Source organism: Micromonospora sp. NPDC048898, assembly GCF_043198035.1.
Taxonomy (GTDB): Bacteria; Actinomycetota; Actinomycetes; order Mycobacteriales; family Micromonosporaceae; genus Micromonospora.
Map to the genome: position 1 here is coordinate 302,400 of NZ_JBICUF010000002.1, position 17,654 is coordinate 320,053.

The 17,654-nt window shown below is 70.3% G+C and carries 13 protein-coding genes; 6 read left to right on the forward strand and 7 right to left on the reverse strand.

Going from position 1 to position 17,654, the window contains the following annotated elements; genetic code table 11:
* Positions 1–37: 37 nt before the first annotated feature.
* Together ACGFIQ_RS08215 and ACGFIQ_RS08220 are read right to left on the reverse strand one after the other, a co-directional pair.
* Positions 38–4,276 (reverse strand): FtsK/SpoIIIE domain-containing protein, encoded by a 4,239-nt coding sequence (locus ACGFIQ_RS08215; RefSeq protein WP_393242153.1) that lies wholly within the window; start codon positions 4,274–4,276, stop codon positions 38–40.
* Positions 4,277–4,304: 28 nt separating this feature from the next.
* Positions 4,305–6,854 carry a protein kinase gene (locus ACGFIQ_RS08220; protein WP_393241108.1) on the reverse strand — a complete coding sequence of 850 codons (2,550 nt, stop codon included), beginning with the start codon at positions 6,852–6,854 and terminating at the stop codon, positions 4,305–4,307.
* A gap of 166 nt (positions 6,855–7,020) precedes the next feature.
* On the opposite strand from ACGFIQ_RS08220, the gene ACGFIQ_RS08225 reads away from it, so the two are divergent.
* The 4 genes from ACGFIQ_RS08225 (at position 7,021) to ACGFIQ_RS08240 (ending at position 8,911) form a co-directional block, all read left to right on the forward strand.
* Positions 7,021–7,332 (forward strand): hypothetical protein, encoded by a 312-nt coding sequence (locus tag ACGFIQ_RS08225; protein WP_393241111.1) that lies wholly within the window; start codon positions 7,021–7,023, stop codon positions 7,330–7,332.
* Positions 7,325–7,621, forward strand: coding sequence for a WXG100 family type VII secretion target (locus tag ACGFIQ_RS08230; RefSeq protein ID WP_393241114.1), 297 nt, complete (start codon positions 7,325–7,327; stop codon positions 7,619–7,621). The genes ACGFIQ_RS08225 and ACGFIQ_RS08230 overlap by 8 nt, the downstream gene beginning before the upstream one ends.
* Before the next feature lie 84 nt (positions 7,622–7,705).
* Complete coding sequence (locus ACGFIQ_RS08235) at positions 7,706–8,725, forward strand: hypothetical protein (protein WP_393241117.1); 1,020 nt, start codon at positions 7,706–7,708, stop codon at positions 8,723–8,725.
* A 3-nt stretch (positions 8,726–8,728) separates the two neighbouring features.
* The gene (locus ACGFIQ_RS08240; protein WP_393241120.1) at positions 8,729–8,911 is read left to right on the forward strand and encodes a hypothetical protein; all 183 of its coding nucleotides are present in this window, start codon (positions 8,729–8,731) and stop codon (positions 8,909–8,911) included.
* Between the two features lie 96 nt (positions 8,912–9,007).
* Here ACGFIQ_RS08240 and ACGFIQ_RS08245 read toward each other — a convergent pair whose 3' ends face one another.
* Positions 9,008–9,157, reverse strand: coding sequence for a hypothetical protein (locus ACGFIQ_RS08245; RefSeq protein ID WP_393241123.1), 150 nt, complete (start codon positions 9,155–9,157; stop codon positions 9,008–9,010).
* A 379-nt stretch (positions 9,158–9,536) separates the two neighbouring features.
* On the opposite strand from ACGFIQ_RS08245, the gene ACGFIQ_RS08250 reads away from it, so the two are divergent.
* A complete protein-coding gene (locus tag ACGFIQ_RS08250; protein ID WP_393241126.1) occupies positions 9,537–10,892 on the forward strand; it encodes a PHB depolymerase family esterase in 1,356 nt (451 codons plus the stop codon).
* 200 nt (positions 10,893–11,092) lie between these two features.
* On the opposite strand, the gene ACGFIQ_RS08255 is transcribed toward ACGFIQ_RS08250, so the two are convergent.
* From ACGFIQ_RS08255 to ACGFIQ_RS08270, 4 genes are read right to left on the reverse strand one after another with little or no spacing between them, the layout of a single operon-like run.
* Positions 11,093–12,130, reverse strand: coding sequence for a LacI family DNA-binding transcriptional regulator (locus tag ACGFIQ_RS08255; RefSeq protein WP_393241129.1), 1,038 nt, complete (start codon positions 12,128–12,130; stop codon positions 11,093–11,095).
* A 53-nt stretch (positions 12,131–12,183) separates the two neighbouring features.
* Positions 12,184–13,020: a carbohydrate ABC transporter permease gene (locus ACGFIQ_RS08260; RefSeq protein ID WP_393241132.1), complete on the reverse strand. Its 837-nt coding sequence runs from the start codon at positions 13,018–13,020 to the stop codon at positions 12,184–12,186.
* Positions 13,017–14,015, reverse strand: coding sequence for a carbohydrate ABC transporter permease (locus tag ACGFIQ_RS08265; protein WP_393241135.1), 999 nt, complete (start codon positions 14,013–14,015; stop codon positions 13,017–13,019). Before ACGFIQ_RS08265 ends, ACGFIQ_RS08260 begins: the two co-directional genes overlap by 4 nt.
* Before the next feature lie 52 nt (positions 14,016–14,067).
* Positions 14,068–15,363 carry an extracellular solute-binding protein gene (locus tag ACGFIQ_RS08270; protein WP_393241138.1) on the reverse strand — a complete coding sequence of 432 codons (1,296 nt, stop codon included), beginning with the start codon at positions 15,361–15,363 and terminating at the stop codon, positions 14,068–14,070.
* 248 nt (positions 15,364–15,611) lie between these two features.
* On the opposite strand from ACGFIQ_RS08270, the gene ACGFIQ_RS08275 reads away from it, so the two are divergent.
* Complete coding sequence (locus ACGFIQ_RS08275; RefSeq protein ID WP_393241141.1) at positions 15,612–17,237, forward strand: glycoside hydrolase family 43 protein; 1,626 nt, start codon at positions 15,612–15,614, stop codon at positions 17,235–17,237.
* The last annotated feature ends 417 nt before the right edge of the window (positions 17,238–17,654 follow it).

Here is a 17,654-nt window from a genome sequence, read left to right on the forward strand (position 1 = left end):
CCCTTGGACACCCCGACTTTCAGAAAGGCGACCGGTCCTACGGCGTGGCCACCTGCAGCAGCACCAGCGCACGGCCGGTGGAGAGATAGCCGCGACCGGGTGGACCGGTGAGGTACTGGTCGGGTTCGAGGGTGATGTTGTGGGCCACCGCCGCCGACCGGTTGCCCGGGCCCAGCACGAGACGTGCCCCGGTCATCGTGACCGCGTTGACCAGGCGGGTCAGCGGGCTGGGAAAGCCGGTCAGCAGCGGCGCGGCGTCGGCGGTGACGACCAGGGCACGCTGCCCCCGAGCCGCAGGGCTGCTGATGTCGTCCAGCAGCGTGGGGCTGCTCGCGAAGCCCTGTTCGCTGGGGAGCACGGTGATCCGGTCGACGTCGTCGACGACCACCGCGTACGGCTCGTCGCCGAACGCTGCGGCGGCCTCGCGCAGGTCGCTGTCCCGGAACGTGACACCGGTGAGCATCCGAAGCCCGGCGTCGTCCGGGAGCAGCTTCGGCAACGGGGACTGGGGCGAGGCGACAGCGAGTACGCCGATCCCCCGCCGCCGCAGCGCGTGCACCACGGTGGCCGCCGCTGTCGTACGGCCCGTCCGGCCGGCACCGGAGATCAGCAACAGGTGCGAGTCGGCCTGGAACAGGTCGATGCCGACGGTGGTGTGGTCGGACCCACCGATGCCCAGCGGTATCCAGGTGGACGGCGCCCCGGTGTCGGCGCTCGACCCGAGTGCGGCCAGGTCGATGCGCGCGGGCAGGGCTGGGAACCGCCGAGGCAGCAGGTGCGCGGCTGTGTCCTGCGGCTCGACGGCGTCGACTCTCGTCGGTAGGCACACCTGCACATGCCGGCCGCTGCCGGCGTCGATGGCCCGCCCCGGCAGGACGGGCGGGCTGGCCATGCCGGTCTGCAACTGCATCCGGCGGGTCTCCTCCTTGGGAAACGGCAGGAGCAGCCGCCGGTTGTAGAGGGTCGGCAGCCGGTGGTTGAGCATGTCCAGGCCACCGAGCGGCACGACGTGCACGCCGAGTGGAGCGCCCGCGGTGATGACGCCGCGCAGGGTGGCGAGCAGTGTCGTCTCGACGAAGGCGGGGTCGCTGTGATCCTCGAAGTGTTCCCACCCGTCGACCACGACCACGATGTGCGGTCGGGGGCCGTCCGGCGGAGGCACCGTCGTGGCACGGCGTTGGACCTCCTGGTCCAGCCAGGTGACCAGGCGACGGATCCGGTCCGGCTCCGCTGCCGAGAAGACCCCGCCGCAGTGCGGTGACGCCTCGTACTCGGTCAGGCCCGCCGGGTGCCGTTCCAGCACGTAGAGGTGGGCCTGGTCGGGTCGGAAGCGGGCGACCAGACCGGTGATCAGGGTGCGGGCGAACGTCGTCCGACCGGACTGCGGGCCACCGGCGACGAGCAGTCGGTCGACTCCGGCGAGGTCGAGGAAGTCCGCCGGCTGTGCCTGCCGGGCCGGGTCGTCGGCCAGACCGAAGGGTACGGCGGTCTCCGGCGCGGCGGCGGTCCACCGGGCCGGCAGTTCGTCCGCCGTCAGGGTGGCCGGCAGCGGGGGCAGAATCGGCCGGAAGGGCGCGGGTAGCCCGGACCGGGCCGCGGCGTCCTCGATCGCGGCGATGGTGCGGTCCTGGTCGGTGGGTCCCGCTGCGACCGGCGCCGACGCGGTGGGTCGGGGGGTGCCGAGGTCCGTCGGGCCCAGGACGCGGACGACCGCCGGGGCGGCTCCACCCGTCGGCGGAGGATCGCCGAGGTAGCCCGACTGGAACGGTTGCGGGACCCGGGTCTCCGCGGTGGTGCACAGGATCATGCCGCGGCCCCGCAACGCGCCCGGGATGGTGGCGGCGTCGGGGACTCCGAGCACCTCGGTGCTGTCGGCGGGCTCGTTCTGCCGAAGGCTGATCCGCAGCGACACGTTGTTCTTCAACTCGGGTGAGAGCTTGCCCTGCAACGACTGCGTGGCCAGCACGAGGTGCATGCCCAACGAGCGCCCCTTCGCGGCGACGTTGACCAGCTCCTTGACGAAGTCGGGTGCGGCGTCCAGCACCCGGCCGAACTCGTCGAAGATCATCACCAGGCGGGGCAGCGGCGGCAGGTCCGCCCCCGCCAGGCACCTCTGCCAGTACCTGTCGATCTCCCCGTCGTACCGGGCCAGCAGGGACTCCCGGCGGCTGACCTCGGCCCGGATCGAGGCGAGCACCCGGGCCGCCGCCGCGTCGTCGAACACGTCGGCGGCAGTCTCACCGGTGGAGCGGATGAGCGCGACGACGTGCGGGCAGCGTTCGAAGGGCAGGAAGGCACTGCCACCCTTGAAGTCGACGAGCACCAGGTTGAGCTCGTCCGGCCGATTGGCCAGCAGCAGGGACGTGACAAGGGTCTGCAGCAGGATGCTCTTACCGGCACCCGTCGCACCGCCCAACATGGTGTGCGGTCCCTGGCCGGCGAGATCGACGTACACCGGGCCGGTGGCGTCCGCGCCGAGCACGACGCGGGTCCGCGGGCCCCGCCCCCGCTCCCAGAGCGCGCGTACGTCGTCGCCGGTGGGCGCGCCGAGATCCAGGAGGTCGAGCAGGCGCACCGCCCCCGGGATGGCGTTCTGGGCCGCGCCGAGTGTCGCCCGGTCGCGCATCGGCGCCAACGCCCGCGCCAGCCGCTCGGCGGTCGTCGCGTCGAGCCGGTCGACCCAGACCGTCGTCGCCGGGCCGTCCGGACTGCGGGTGAGCTGCGCCGAGTCGCCCGCCGTCTCGATCAGACCCCGGCACTCGTTCATGCTGTGCCGGTCGGCGCAGATGAGGTAGACCCCGACCGCCGGACCGTCCCGCAGCACCTCGTCCATGCCGGACAGGTCCCGCAGCGCCAACGCGCCGTCGAGGACGACGACCACGTCCTCGAACTGCTGCGGGCCGCGTTCGGCACGCCGCGACGCGATGAGGGTACGCAGCTCCCGAACCCGGTCGGCCCGGGTGGCGGTGGTGTTGCCGATCCGGCACGGAAACGACGCCGTCTCGCCCGCGTCGACGTGCGGCAGCCAGCGCGCCCAGGCCAGACGGCCCACCGGGTCGGCGCTGAGCAGCACCATCCGCAGGTCGTCGGGGCCGCGCAGGGTGGCCAACTGGAGCAGCAGCCACCGCAGGACGGCGTGCACCTGCTCGTCGTCACCTGTCACACCCAGCACACCGACGGTACGCAGGTCCACGGTGACCGGGACGGCCGACAGCTTCGGAGGCTGGAAATCCGGCCAGGGCTCACCGCGTACCGTGACCGATGCCGGCTCGTCGGCGACGCCGACGCGCAGCGCCAGTGCGTGCGGTGCGGCCGCCCGACGTGTCCACAGATCGGCGCGGGCACCCCGGGCGATGTCGATGATCTCGGCCCGGCTCGGGGCGAGCGCCCGGCGTGCCTGCTGCTCCGCGGTGACCTGGGTGGCGATGGTCGCCTCGACGACCTTGCGCGCCGCGGTGAACTCGGCCTCGCGCTCGGCATCCTGCTTCTTCTGTGCGGACTGGTGTAGCAGCATCCCCCCGATGGAGACCGCCGCACCGAGCAACAGGATGGGTGACTGGGTGAGCAGAGCGGCCCCCACCGAGCCCGCGGCACCCAACAGGTAGGCGGCCACCACGGGACCCCTGGTCACGCTCGGCTGGAACGGCAGGGTCACTTCGGCGGTGGGGACCACCGGGGCGCGGCCGAAGGCGCGGTCGAAGTCGAGTCGACAGTCCGGGGCTCGGACGAGTCGCCGCGCCCCGGCCGGCACCGGGGTCCACCGCAGCTCGTTCGCGCCGATCTGGAGCACGGTGGTCGGCGAGACGGCGGTCCGCTCGGCGATCCGCACACCGTCGACGTACGTGCCGTTGCTCGATCCGCCGTCGGTGACCGTGGCCGTGCCGTCCGGTGCCACGTCCAGCCGCGCGTGCGTGTCCCGGGAGACGTCCGTGTCCCGCAGTGGCAGCGCCGCCGCGGAACGGCGAGCTATCGGGTGGGCGCCGGCGCGCAGCGCGACGGCCAGGCCGGCGTCCGGGCCGTCCACCACCTCCAGCACACCCATCGCGCCAGCCGTGGCCAGGCGACCGACCGGCCCGGGCCCGCCCACGCTGATCACCGAGCCGCGGAGCAGCGGACTGTCGCCCAGGCTCGCGGCCGGGTCCAACGCGACGGCCCCGACGAAGCAGCGACGACCGCCCACGGAGGCGGGCAGCGCCGCGAGCACAGACCGCACGCTGCTGCTGGGTGCGGCGATCACCTCGACGTCGTGCGCGCTCCCGGTGCCGGGCTCCCACACGGTCAACCGCAGGATCATGACTGTGCCCTCAGCGGTCCGAGTCGTACGTCCACAGCCACAGCCCGGAGTAGCCGCCGAGTGCGACGGTGCCGGCGGAACTGATTGCCACCACCGACTCCGGCACCCCCTGACTGGGGACGACTCCTGGCTTGTACAGGTGCGCGGTGCGGCCGGTCGTGGTGTGCCAGATCCGGATGTCGCCCGCCGACGCAGCCACGAACAGGTCTCCCGGGCCGAAGGCGGTGGAACCGAAAGTGCCACTCGAGTCACCGACCAGGGTGGTCACGACCTGGTTGGAGCCGGGCGTGCGGAGCAACACCTTCGAGTCGGACGTGGTCTGCGCCCAAGGCGTGAGGGGCGCGCCCACCTGGGAGGTCTGGCGACCGCTGGCCGTCTCCCAGGCGCGTAGACCCCCCCGGTAGCTGAAGGCGACGAGCAGTTTCCCGTCTTGGTCGAAGCGGAGCTCGTCGAAGTCGATCGGCTCGGGCTCCGGATCGATGGGCAGATCGACGCGCGCGTCCGTGGACGACAGTCGCCACATCATCACCCGCAACCCGCCGAGGACGGCGATGCTGTCACCCTGTGGCGAGAACACCACGTAGTCGACGCTGCCGTAGTCGCCGAACTTGAGATCGGCCGTGTGCTGCCGGCTGGCGACGTCCCAGAGCTTGACCACGCCGTCGCGCCCGCCGCTGGCGAGCGTCTTGCCGTCCGGGCTGAAGCTGAGCACCTCGATACCCCTGGTATGCCCGGGCACGGTCGCCATCGCCGTGCGGTCGGCGACATTCCAGAAGGTGATACTCGACGTCTCGTCTTCGGCGCTGACGAGTGTGGTGCCGTCCGGGCTGAGCGCCAGCGTGCTGACCCGGTCGCCGTCGAGCTCCACCATCGCCGACCGACTCTGCCGTACGAGGACGTGACCGGCCACGACGAGGACGACCAGCAACACAGCGGACAGCACCGGAATCGGCCACCGACGGCCGAGCGGCAGGAAGGCTCGGGTGGACCCGCCCGGCGTCTCGTCGGTCGGACCGGCGATGCGGACCTGACCGGGAGCTGTGGCATTCAGCTCGTCCACCAGGACCGAAGGCTCGGCATCGAGGTCGCCGACGATCCAGACCGCGCCGCTGTCGTTGTGTTCGCGCAACACCCCGCGGGCTTTCCAGCGGTTGATCGTGGCCGCCGGCGCATCCGTCGTCAGCTCGATGCCGAGCCTGGCGCGCGTGGCCGACCTGCCGGCACCAGGCCCCACGGTGACGGCGGCGACGTGCTCCCAGAGCAGATGCGTCGGTTGCCCACGGCGGAAGTGCATCCGCATCGAGCGGTTGGTCAGCTGGACCCAGCCGTGCGGCGGGCTGACGATGCTCACCACCAGCCCGGCCCCCACCAGCAGCGGGAGGAGGATCGCGGGGAACAGCGTCCAGTCGGGGCGGCCGGTCATCAACAGCAGGCTGGCGAGCAGGCCGGCCACCCACAGGACGAGGCCCACGACGACGAACCGGGTGGCGATGTTGACGATGACTGTCTTCTTCGGCACCTCGGCGAGGAAGTTGACCGCCGGCTGCTCGGTCGATGGCGTGTCTGGCGCGACCGGGCGTTGCCGAGGAGGCGTGGGCCCAGCCGGCTGCACGGTGGTGGCATGCCGTTCCCAGGATTCGCCCTCCGGCTCGGGGGCGAGGCGGGCAGGGCCGGGTTGGTCGTGCTCCCCGACCGCGGCGGCCGGGCTGTCGCGCCGGCCGGGCACGCCCGCGCTGACCGGGGCGTCAAGAAGGTCACGGGCCTGCTCGAGGGTGAGCCGTTGGGCCACGTCCCGGGTGAGCAGGCCGGCGATCACCGTGGCCAGCGGCTCGCCGCAGCGGATGGCCGGCAGGTCGTCGTAGAGGACCGCGTGCAGGATGGCCGCGGTGGAGGCCCCCTCGAACGGCAGCTCACCGGTCACGGCCTGGGCGAGGGTCACACCCACCGACCACAGGTCGGCCGCCGGCGTGGGGTCGTTGCCGTGGAACAGCTCCGGTGCGAGGTAGCCCGTCGAGCCCATCATCCCCTGGCGGGTCAGGCGGGTGTCCCCCGCCGCGTGCGCGATGCCGAAGTCGAGCAGTTTCACCTCGTCACCGGGGAGCACCATGATGTTGCCGGGTTTGACGTCGCGGTGCACCACACCTACCGAGTGCGCGGCGGCCAGTGCGCCGAGCACACGGATGCCGATGGCCACCACCCGATCCGGCGACAACGCCCCCTCCCGGTCGAGGAGATCGGCGAGCGTCGGAGCCTCCACCAACTCCGTCACGATGTAGACGGCCTCGTCGTCGCCGTTGGCCGGGACCACGTCGTGGATCGCCACGACCGCCGGGTGGTTGATGCGCCCCGCGCTGCGCGCCTCGCGTAGCGCCCGCTCGGCGAACCGCAGACGCTCCTCGGCGGGAAGCCCGAGGGGAACGCGGACCTCCTTGACCGCGACGGTGCGTCCCATCAGCTCGTCGGTCGCCCGCCAGACCACCCCCATGCCGCCCCGGCCGAGGACACTCTCCAACCGGTAACGTCCCGCGATGAGCTGGTGCGGCGACTGGGGATTGGGCACCTTCGCGCTCCTTGCCATCGGGCATTACAGTCGGTGCGAACCATACTCCGGCGGATCGTTCGGCGGTGTCCATCCACATAGGAGTTGATCGACGTCTACTGCCTGTCGTGGGCCGGCGGTGGGCTGGGTTCGACCGGGAAACGCGCGACTTTCAGGGGGACGGGCGATGGCGACCGGGTTCGGCTTCGACCGGGACGCGGTCCTTCAGGCCGTGCGGCAGCTGACGGATGTGCGCTCCGGTCTCGAGTCCGCCCGGCAGCAGACCGGTCAGCTACCCAAGACCGGCTCCTACGACATCGACCTGGCGCTCGACGAGTTCACCGAGGCCGCGATCGAGCACCAGACCGATCTGCTGGCCGCGGTGGCGGCCGTCGCGGACCGGCTCGACGGCGTGGTCACGGGCCACGCCCAACTGGACAGCGCACTGGCCAACGAGCTACCGACCAACCAACACGCAAAGGGGAAGCGCGATGAGTGACGTCAGCGTCGGTTACGAGGGCCTCCAGTCGGCGGCCCGCACCCTGACCGCGGGGCAGGAGGAGATGACCCAGAAGTTGAACGCCCTGAAGTCGATGATCGACCAACTGGTCAACAGCGAGTTCCGTACCCAGCTGGCCTCGGGTCGCTTCCAGGAGTCCTACCAGCAGTGGACCACCGGCGCGCAGAACATGATCGGCGGGCTGGAGGGCATGTCCACGTTCCTGGTCGGCGTCGTCCGCGAGCACCAGGACCTGGACGCCAGGCTGGCCGGGGGCATCAACGGCTGATCGCCGACCGACGTGGAACAGTGGCGGGTCCTCGACATCTACGACGGCGATCCGACCCCCGGTGAGCCGGCCTCGATCCGTGCGATGGCGGCCGATTTCCGACGCGGGGGCGGGGAGGCCGACGAGCACGGCACGCGACTGCGCGCCATCGCGGCGGACAGCGGCGCGCTGGCCCTACGGGGCGACTTCGCCGCGACCGTCGAGCAGGAACTCGCGCCGCTGCCCAGTGAGGCGAAGGCCCTGGCGGACGCCTGTATGGCCTGTGCCCGAGCCCTTTCCTCGTTCGCGGACGAGTTGGAGCGGGTCCAGCGGCAGTCCCGCACGGCGCTGCAGAGGGGGATGGCGGCCGACAACCAGTACCGCAGCCTGCTCGATCAGTTCTGCGCACTGACCCGTCGGCGTCGCTACGGGTCGGGGATCTGGCGCGGTCTCACCGAGTTCGACGCGTCAGGAGAACGTGAACCGGTTTACTCAATGGCCAGCTTCGTCGGCCGGTCGGCCCGGCTGTGCGAGGCGGAACGCCAGGAGGCTCGGGCCTCTGCTCTGCAGGCCAAGGGCCTCTACCAGGAGGCCGCAAACAGGTGTGCCACGGCGATTCGGGCCGCCACACTGACCTCGACGCGACCGAACACCGCACGAAGGTCACCGCCAGACACCGGAGCGTCGTCTAGCACGACCACCGGACGCATCGCCGGACCTGCCGGCAAGAAAGCGCAACTACCCCCACACCCGCGCCACAATCTGGAAAGAGTCCACCAGGGCAGCCGCACGAAGGCGGCCAACACCGTCGTCCTACCCAGCGCGGACGTCACCAAGGACATCGACGACATCAACAGTGGTCGGGCGACCTGGGATGCCGGCCGCCAGCGCTACGTGGTGAACGGACGTACCTACGTCCCCAAGGATGGGAGAATGGTTCCCGAGTCTGGGCCTGGCCTGGAGGCGTTGGACTATCAGGAGTACGAGGCGCTCAAGGCCTACATCAAGTTTGACGGCGACCTCGATGCGGCCGAGGCCGAGCTGTCCAGGGACCCCTCCAACACGCCGGCGCACCGGGCCCGCGCGCTGGAGGTCTTCCGCCATCACAGCAAATACCAGGAGTGAGTGGTGGTCTGTCAGATCCAGTTCGAAAAGGAGATACCCGCTGCCACGCTGCGGCAGTTTCTCCAGGGCAGCTACTGCATCGCGCCGGCAGGGGTCTACGTCGGACGGATCGTGCACGCGCTCGAACCGATCGCTGGCGAGCCCGACCTGACCGTTGTGCGGCCGTCGGGCGGGGCCGACGACTGACGATCGGCAAGCGCCGTTGGACGGACATCGGCCCCGCACGCCGCCCGTCGTCGACGCACACCGATCTCACGGCCGGATCGGGGATCTCCCGACGCGCTACGCGTCCTCGTCGTCGCCCCGGCCGCCACGGTGTCGACGCACCGTGCCGACAGCCAGCAGGGTGACGACCGCAGCGGTCAGTTGGAGTGCGGCGCCCAGCAGGTCGACCAGGCTGGAGATGGCGTCAGCGTGCGGCACAAGATCCATGAACTGCCTCCGGGTTCGTGCCCACCGTCCGCTTCCTGCGGAAGGCCCTCCCCCGGGCCCGAGCGGTCAGCCGCCAGAGCACCACCGCCATTGTGACACTCCCGCCCCACCGAAAAACAAGCCTCCAAGCAATCGACTGACGTCATACGTTACAACTTGACGAACGGCATGTTATCGCTCACAGTCGATGTCGAGGCGGCCGGCGTTCGCGGCTCGCGGGAGAGCTCCCGCTGGTCGGCCTCGGCGTCACGGCGTCCGGCCGGGCATCCGGGCGTCGCATCAGGACTCGACAGCGGCCGCCGGCGACGCGCGGCGGACGACGCATGTCCGCGCTCCGTACTGCCGCCGAGTCCCCCGTCCCCGCACAGAGGAAGCGCCGATGAGATCAAGGATCGCACTGCTGGCCGCCGCGCTCGCGACGGCCCTGGCGACGATGACGGCCGTGGTCACGGCCGCCACCCCGGCGTCGGCCGCGACGCTCACCCAGGTGACCAACTTCGGCACCAACCCGACGAACCTCCAGATGCACCTGTACGTGCCGGACCGGGTCGCGGCCCAGCCAGCCCTCTTGCTCGCGTTGCACTACTGCACCGGCAGTGGCCCGGCCGTGCACTCCGGTTTCGGGCTCAGCACCCTCGCCGACCGCTACGGCTTCATCGTGATCTACCCGTCGGTGACCCGCAGCAGCAAGTGTTGGGATGTCTCCTCCCCGCAGGCGCTGCGGCGCGACGGCGGCAGCGACCCGATCGGCCTCAAGTCCATGGTCGACTACGTCCGGGGCCGCTACCCGGTCGATGCGAACCGGATCGCCGTGGGTGGCTTCTCCTCCGGGGCCATGATGACGAACGTCATGGTCGGCCTCTACCCGGACCTGTTCAGTGCCGGGTTCAGCTCGTCCGGGGTGCCGTTCGGCTGCTTCGCCACGACCAACGGCGCCGAGTGGAACAGCGAGTGCTCCGGCGGGCGCATCGTCCGGACCCCGCAACAGTGGGGTGACCTGGTGCGCAACGCCTATCCCGGCTACACCGGCAAACGTCCCCGGGTCCAGATCTGGCACGGCACCACGGACACCACGCTGAGCTACGTCAACTTCGGCGAGCAGGTCAAGCAGTGGACAAACGTCCAGGGCGTGTCCCAGACCCCCAGCTACACCGACTCCCCGCAGGCCAGCGCCACCCGTACCCGGTACGGAGGCACCGGTGGCACGGCGCCCGTCGAGGCCATCAGCTTCCAGGGGTACGGCCACTCCATCCCGTTCGACGCCGCGCAGGCCATCCGGTTCCTCGGCTTCGACACCACGAGCCCCACCACGCCGCCGCCGAACCCGACCACTCCGCCACCGGGCGGCACGGCGGGGCCGCTGCGCAACGCCAACGCCGGTCGGTGCCTGGACGTCCCGTCGCGGTCGCAGACCAACGGCACCCAGGTCGCGTTGTGGGACTGCAACGGCGGCACCAACCAGCAGTGGACGCCGACCGCCGCCAAACAACTCCAGGTGTACGGCACGAAGTGCCTGGACGCCGAGCGCCAGGGCACCACGGCGGGCACCCGGGCGATCATCTGGGACTGCACCGGCGGCACCAACCAGCAGTGGAACGTCAACAGCGACGGCACCGTCACCGGCGTGCAGTCCGGCCTGTGCCTCGCACCGAACGCCGGTGGCACCGCCAACAGCACCCCGGTCGTTCTCGCGACCTGTAACGGCGCGACCAGCCAACGGTGGACCCGAAGCTGAGTCCGTACCGGCGCTGTTCGGTTCGAGCCACGCCTGTGGCCCGGCTCGGGACCCTTCCCGAGCCGGGCCACCCGGCTCTCGGCGGCCCGCCGGCTCCCGTGCCCAGGTCGACTCGGCTTTCATGATGTCGGGTGTCCCCGACACCCGGACACCGCGATTCCCGTGCACCCGAGTCGATCACGGGACGGCTGAGCGAGGCGTCACGAGCCCGAGGTCACCGGCCGCCGTGGTGGTGCGGCACTGTCGCGGACGATGAGCTCGGTGGCGAGCTCGACCCGGGGGCTCTCGGTCCTCTCGCCGCTGGCGAGGCGCAACACGGTCCGGGCGGCCAGCATGCCCATCTCGGCCAGGGGTTGACGCACGGTGGTCAGCGGCGGCGAGCACCACCGGACCTCCGGCAGGTCGTCGAAGCCGACCACGCTGATGTCGTCGGGCACCCGCAGGCCACGTTTGCGGACCGCCTCGTAGACGCCGAGTGCCATCTGGTCGCTGGAGGCGAAGATGGCGGTGGGCGGGTCGGGCAGGGCCAGGAGCTGGGTGCCCGCGCTGAACCCGGCCTCGTGGTAGAAGTTGCCGGGGCGGATGAGGCTGTCGTCGAGGGGGATGTCGGCGGCACCGAGCGCGGCCCGGTAGCCGTCCATCCGGGCCCGGCTGCACATCAGGTGCGGTGGGCCGGCGATGAAGCCGATGCGGCGGTGCCCGAGGCTGATCAGGTACTGGTTGGCGCTCAGGCTGCCCGCCCAGTTGGTGGCGCCGATGGTGGGTGACTCCTGCGGGTCGACGCCGGCGGGGTCGATGATGACCACCGGCAGGTGCAGGCGGCGCAGTTCGGCCTGCAACGGCGGGTTCACCATCGAGGTCACGAAGATGATGCCCTCGGTGGAGCGCGTACGCATGTTGTCGAGCCACTGCTTGGCCGAGGAGATGCGCCAGTGGATGGCCGAGACGACGGTGCCGACGCCGCTGCTCTGGCCGACGTCCTCAACCCCGCGGATGATCTCCACGGCCCACGGGCTGTCCAGGTCGTTGAAGACCAGGTCGATGAGCGCGGCGTCGGTGCGTCGGGCCGGTGACCGGCGGCGGTAGCCGTGCCGGTTGAGCAGCGCCTCGACACGTTCCCGGGTGTCCGGGGCGACGTCGGAGCGTCCGTTGATGACCCGGGAGACCGTGGGCACGGAGACACCGGCCAGTCGCGCGATCATCGCGATGGTGACGTTTCGGCCGGTCTCCGCGCCCACGGTCGCTCCTTCGTCTGCCTGGAAGCTTCAGGTCTGCTCGCGGTGGTGGGGTGTCACCCCTTGACGCTGCCGGTCAGGCCGCCGATGAGCTGGCGTTCGGCCACGGCGTAGAAGCCGAGGGCCGGGATCATGGACAGCACGACGTAGGCGAGCACCCGTGCGGTGTCGTCGGCGTACTGGCCCTGGAAGGCCTGGACCCCGACGGGGAGCGTCCACCAGCTCTGGTCGCTGAAGACGACGAGCGGCAGCATGAAGTTGTTCCAGCTGGTCACGATCGCCAGCACCGAGACGGTGGCCAGGGCGGGACGGGCCATCGGCAGCAGGACCCGCCAGAAGAACCCGAAGGAACTGCAGCCGTCCAGGACGGCGGCCTCCTCCACCTCGGCCGGGATGGTACGGAAGAACTGGCGCAGGATGATGATGGTGATCGGCAGCCCGAAGGCGGCCTGGGGCAGGATGACGCCGAGCGGGTTGTCCAGCAGACCCATGGCGCGCAGCAGCACGAACAGCGGCAGGATGGCCACCGCGAACGGGAACATCAGACCGATCGCGAAGAGGGTCACCAGGAACTCGCGGCCCCGGAACGCGTAGCGTGCGAAGACGAACGCGGCCATCGCCGCCGCGCCGACGACGATGAGGGTGCTGGTGACGGCGATCAGCACGCTGTTGCCGAGCTGTCGCCAGAACAACCCGTTGGCGAGGATGTCGACGTAGTTGCCCACCCAGGGGTCGGGCCAGCCCAGCGGGTTGGTGGACAGTTGACCGTTGTCCTTGAAGCCGCCGAGCACCCCGAACCAGACCGGCACGACGATCAGCGCGCCGACGGCCACGCAGATCAGGTGCAGCACGAGGCTGCGGGTCCGCTGGGCGCGACTGGTCCTGGCGGTCATCGCTGGCCTCCCTGGTTGGTGATCGCGCCCTCGGTGTCCCGACGCAGGACCACGCGCTGGTAGAACAGGGCGAAGACGAGGCTCAGCAGGAACATGATGATGCTGATCGCACTGGCGTAGCCGACTTCGAAGCGGCGGAAACCGTACTCGTACATCGTCACGGCCATGGTCTCCGAGGAGTGGATCGGGCCACCGCCGGTGAGCACCCAGACCATGTCGAACAGCTGGATGGTGCCGATGACCGACAGGAACACGCTAATCCGGATCGTCGGGCCCAGCAGGGGCAGGGTGACGTGCCGGAACGCCTGCCAGGCGGATGCGCCGTCGGTGACCGCGGCCTCGGAGAGCTCCTTGGGAATGCCCTGGCGGGCCGCCAGGAAGAGCATCATGTAGAGGCCGAAGTACTTCCAGGACACCACCAGGAAGACGGCGAACAGCACGGTGTCCGGGTCGGCGAAGACGGCACCGGCATCCGCGCCCAGCCACCCGGAGAGCGCCTCGCCCAGACCCCGGTTGGGCGAGAACACCAGGGTGAACAGGACTGCCGTGGTGACCTCGGACAGCACGTACGGGGCGAAGAAGATCAGCCGGTAGACGGCGCGGCCCCGCAGGGGCTGGTTGAGCAACATGGCCAGGGCCAGCGCGGCGGGCAGTTGGACGGCCAGCGACAGCAGCACCAGCACGAACCCACGCCACAGGTCCCCCCGGAAGGTGGGGTCGTTGAAGGCGCGCGTGTAGTTGTCCAGCCCGACGAAGTTCTCCGGCAGCCCGAAGCCGTTCCACTTGTAGAGGCTGGCGTAGCTGGCCACCAGGATCGGGGCGATGACCAGCAGCAGGAACAACGCCAGGGCTGGTGTGAGGAAGACAGCGAGGACGCCGCCGCGGCCCGGCCGGGGCTGGCGGCCGCGCTGACGCGCGGTGCCCGGCCCCGGTGCCGGCGGGTCCGTCGCCGTGTCGCCGTGCCTGGTGTCCGACACGGTCGATGGCGTGGTCATGCCTACTCCACTGGGGTTTTGCGGCCGGCTACGAATGGGTGGGAGAGCACTGTCAGACGCTCTTCGCCACCTGCGTGATGTCCTTGACGATCTGCGCGGGCGACTTGTTGCCGGCGATGAGCTCGGCCACGCTGTCGTTGATCTGCGAACCGAGCGCGGGCGCGTACGCCTGGTCGAGGTAGAGCTGGAAGCCGGTGTAGCTGGCGAGCGTCTCCGCGACGGTCTTGGCGTTGGGGTCGGTGATGGCCGACGCGGCTTCCTTCACGGTCGGCAGCACCGCTCCGGTCTTCGTGGCCGTGCGCTGGTTGTCGGGGCTGAGCAGGAACTTCAGGAAGTCGACGGTGGCGCCTGGCGCGTTCTTGCCGATGGCGAAGCCATTGCCGCCGCCGAACACCTCGGTGGCGGTGCCCTTTCCGCCCTCGACGGAGGGGAAGGGGAAGAAGCCGAGCTTGTCGCCGATGCCCTTCTTGCTGGTGGAGCTCGTCGCCTGCGTCGCCGGTGCCCACTGCCCCATGAGCTCCATGGCGGCACCACCGTTGCCCATGGTGGCGGCCTGCCCGTCGGGCGAGCTGTACGAGGCGCCGAGGAACCCCTTCTGGAACGGCTGGAGGTCGACGAGTTCCTTGAGCCGGTCGCCGGCGGCGACGAGGTCCGGGCTGTCGAAGTTCTTGTCCGTGACGGCCTTGCCCAGCGCGTCCTTGCCGCCGATGCGCATCGCAAGGTAGGACCAGTAGAAGTGGGCCGGCCACTTGTCCTTGCCGGCCAGGGCGATCGGGGTGATGCCCGCACCCTTGAGCTTGCGCACCGCGTCGAGCAGACCCGTCCAGGTGGTGGGTGCGGCGGTGATGCCGGCGCGGGTGAAGAGGTCCTTGTTGTACCAGAAACCGACCATACCGATGTCGAACGGAACGCCGTAGATCTTGCCGTCGATCGTGTACGGCTCCATGGCGGCGGGCAGCAACCCCCCGATCCACGGCTTCACGTCGTCGGTGAGGTCCTTGACCAGGCCCGCGTCGACCTGCTGCTTGAGCACGCCGCCGCCCCAGGACTGGAAGAGGTCCGGCGGGTCGCCGGCCTGGGTGACGGTGGTGAGCTTGGCCTTGAACGCCTCGTTCTCCAGGGGCTGGATGTCGAAGGTGACGTTGGTGTGTGCCGCCTTGTACTCGTTCGCCATCGCCGCCCACACGGGCAGCAGCGGGTCGGTGTTCTGGATGTGCCACCAGTTGATGGTCTGTGGCGCGTTCGGGTCGCTGGACTTGTCGTCACCGCTACAGGCGCTCAACAGGTATGCGCCGGCGCCGGCACCGGCGAGGCCGAGCAGCGTTCGGCGGGAAAGGTGCGCTGTCATGATCCATCCCTTCGGGGACTCACGGGGGTGCTCGGACGCCGGTCGAGCCGGCAGGGGGAACATGGATCTCCGGAACTTTCAATGCTTCGCCGGTATTACCGGTCGATGGCCGGCACGCTACGAGCTGTTGCCGCGACGGTCAAGACCTCTGTCCTATTGCGAAAAGACCGGCTAGCGTAGTCAGGACTTCCAGTGATCCTGGACCGCAAGTTTCCGGAAGTTCCAGACAGTCCCCCAGAGGAGCTCTCGTGTCGACCGACATCGCTGACGTGGTGACCGCTGCCCGGTCGATCCGCAATCCCGTCCTCGCCGGCTTCCATCCGGATCCGTCGATCCTGCGCGTCGACGACGACTACTACCTGGCCACCTCGACCTTCGAGTGGTATCCGGGCGTGCGTGTGCACCATTCGCGTGATCTCGTGAACTGGCGCACGCTGGGCGGGATCATCACCGACCGCCGCCTGCTCGACCTGCGCGGCTGCGGCGACTCCAACGGCGTGTGGGCGCCCGACCTGACGTACCACGACGGCCAGTTCCACCTCGTCTACAGCGACGTGGCCAGCTTCGCCAGCGGCTACTGGGATCCACAGAACTTCCTGGTCACCGCCGAGGACATCGCCGGCCCCTGGTCGGATCCGGTGAAGCTGCACGGGCGCGGCTTCGACGCCGCCCTGTTCCACGACGACGACGGCACCACCTGGCTGCTGAGCATGAGCGCCGACTGGCGACCCGGCCGGGACCGCTTCGGCGGCATCGAGATCCAACAGTACGACCGCGCCGCGCGCCGCCTGGTCGGCCGACCCCGCATCCTGTTCACCGGCAGCCCGGTCGGCCTCACCGAGGGTCCGCACCTGTACCGCCACGACGGTTGGTACTGGCTGATCACCGCCGAGGGCGGCACCAGTTGGGAGCACCAGGTCACCGTGGCGCGCTCCCGGGAGCTGTTCGGGCCGTACGAGGTCGACCCGGACGGCCCGCTGCTCAGCTCCGTCGGCCGACCCGACCTGCGGTTGCAGAAGGCCGGGCACGGCAGCCTGGTTCGTACCCAGGGCGGCGAGTGGTATCTGGCCCACCTGGTGGCTCGCCCCTACTCGCCGCTGGGCAGTTGCGTGCTCGGTCGGGAGACCGCGATCCAGCGGGTCGAGTGGCCGTCGGATGGCTGGCCCCGCATCGCCGGAGGGGTGCCGGCGGACGAGGTCGTCGCACCGGACCTGCCCCCGCACCCGTGGCCGGCGGAGCCGGACACCGACCACTTCGACGCCCCCGAGCTGGGTCTGTGCTGGTCGACGCTGCGCCGGCCGGCCACCGACGACTGGATCGATCTGCGGTCCCGGCCGTCGCACCTGCGCGTGCACGGCGGGCAGTCACCGGTCGGCCGACAGGCCCCCAGCCTGGTCGCGCGACGCGTCGAGGCGACGCACTGCTCCCTGGAGACCGTGGTGGAGTTCGACCCGGTCGACCACCGTCAGCTCGCTGGGATCACCGCGTACTACAACACCCTCAACTGGCACCACCTCTACCTGACCCGCGCCGACGACGGGCGGACGGTGCTGGAGTTGCTCAGCTCCGACAACGGGCGGCGCACCCCGTACCCCGAACTGACCGTCGATGCCAGCGGGGTCGCGCGGGTGGGTCTGCGGGCGGTGTTCGACGGGCCGGTGGTGCGCTTCGAGTACGACCTCGGCGCGGGTTGGCAGCGGCTGCCGGTCGACCTGGACGCGACGATCCTGTCCGACGAGCACGCCGCGCTGATCATCGACGGGGAGCCGGCGGCGTGGGGCTTCACCGGGGCGTTCGTCGGCCTGTGGGTGCAGGATCTGGGTGGCGACGGGGTGTACGCCGACTTCGACCGGGCCACCTATCGGGAGCACTGACCATGCGGACGCCGCCCGGCGGGTGCCGTCCGGTCACCGGCCGGTAGCCGCCGGGAGGGCGCGCTGTTTACCGACGAGGAGAAGGTGGCCATCGGCTCCAGCAACTACCGGGCGAGGAGGATACCGCCGTGGCCACTTCTGAGACCGTCTACCGGGCTGTCGCCGAGCACGATCTTGGTTCCGGTCCGACTGTGCGAGCCGGCCGATCCTCGACCAGATCGTTGCGTTAGGTGGAACGGCTGTTCGTCAACCGGCGTTGCCTCGCCGATCATGGAGTTGTGGTGGGCAACAGAACGCCCGTAAACCCCCAAGCTCGGCACCACAACTCCATGATCGCCAAGCCGGCACACCCCGCTGCGCGACTAGGGCCTGTGTCAAAGCCCTCGGTCGAGCCGAGGCGGAGTCCAGGCGGCGATC

Excerpts from the sequence above, each read along its gene's own strand:
- ACGFIQ_RS08265 (WP_393241135.1), bottom strand. The coding sequence starts at position 14,015 with ATGACCACGCCATCGACCGTGTCGGACACCAGGCACGGCGACACGGCG.
- ACGFIQ_RS08230 (WP_393241114.1), top strand. The coding sequence starts at position 7,325 with ATGAGTGACGTCAGCGTCGGTTACGAGGGCCTCCAGTCGGCGGCCCGC.
- ACGFIQ_RS08250 (WP_393241126.1), top strand. The coding sequence starts at position 9,537 with ATGAGATCAAGGATCGCACTGCTGGCCGCCGCGCTCGCGACGGCCCTG.
- ACGFIQ_RS08270 (WP_393241138.1), bottom strand. The coding sequence starts at position 15,363 with ATGACAGCGCACCTTTCCCGCCGAACGCTGCTCGGCCTCGCCGGTGCC.
- ACGFIQ_RS08225 (WP_393241111.1), top strand. The coding sequence starts at position 7,021 with ATGGCGACCGGGTTCGGCTTCGACCGGGACGCGGTCCTTCAGGCCGTG.
- ACGFIQ_RS08245 (WP_393241123.1), bottom strand. The coding sequence starts at position 9,157 with ATGGATCTTGTGCCGCACGCTGACGCCATCTCCAGCCTGGTCGACCTG.
- ACGFIQ_RS08235 (WP_393241117.1), top strand. The coding sequence starts at position 7,706 with ATGGCGGCCGATTTCCGACGCGGGGGCGGGGAGGCCGACGAGCACGGC.
- ACGFIQ_RS08260 (WP_393241132.1), bottom strand. The coding sequence starts at position 13,020 with ATGACCGCCAGGACCAGTCGCGCCCAGCGGACCCGCAGCCTCGTGCTG.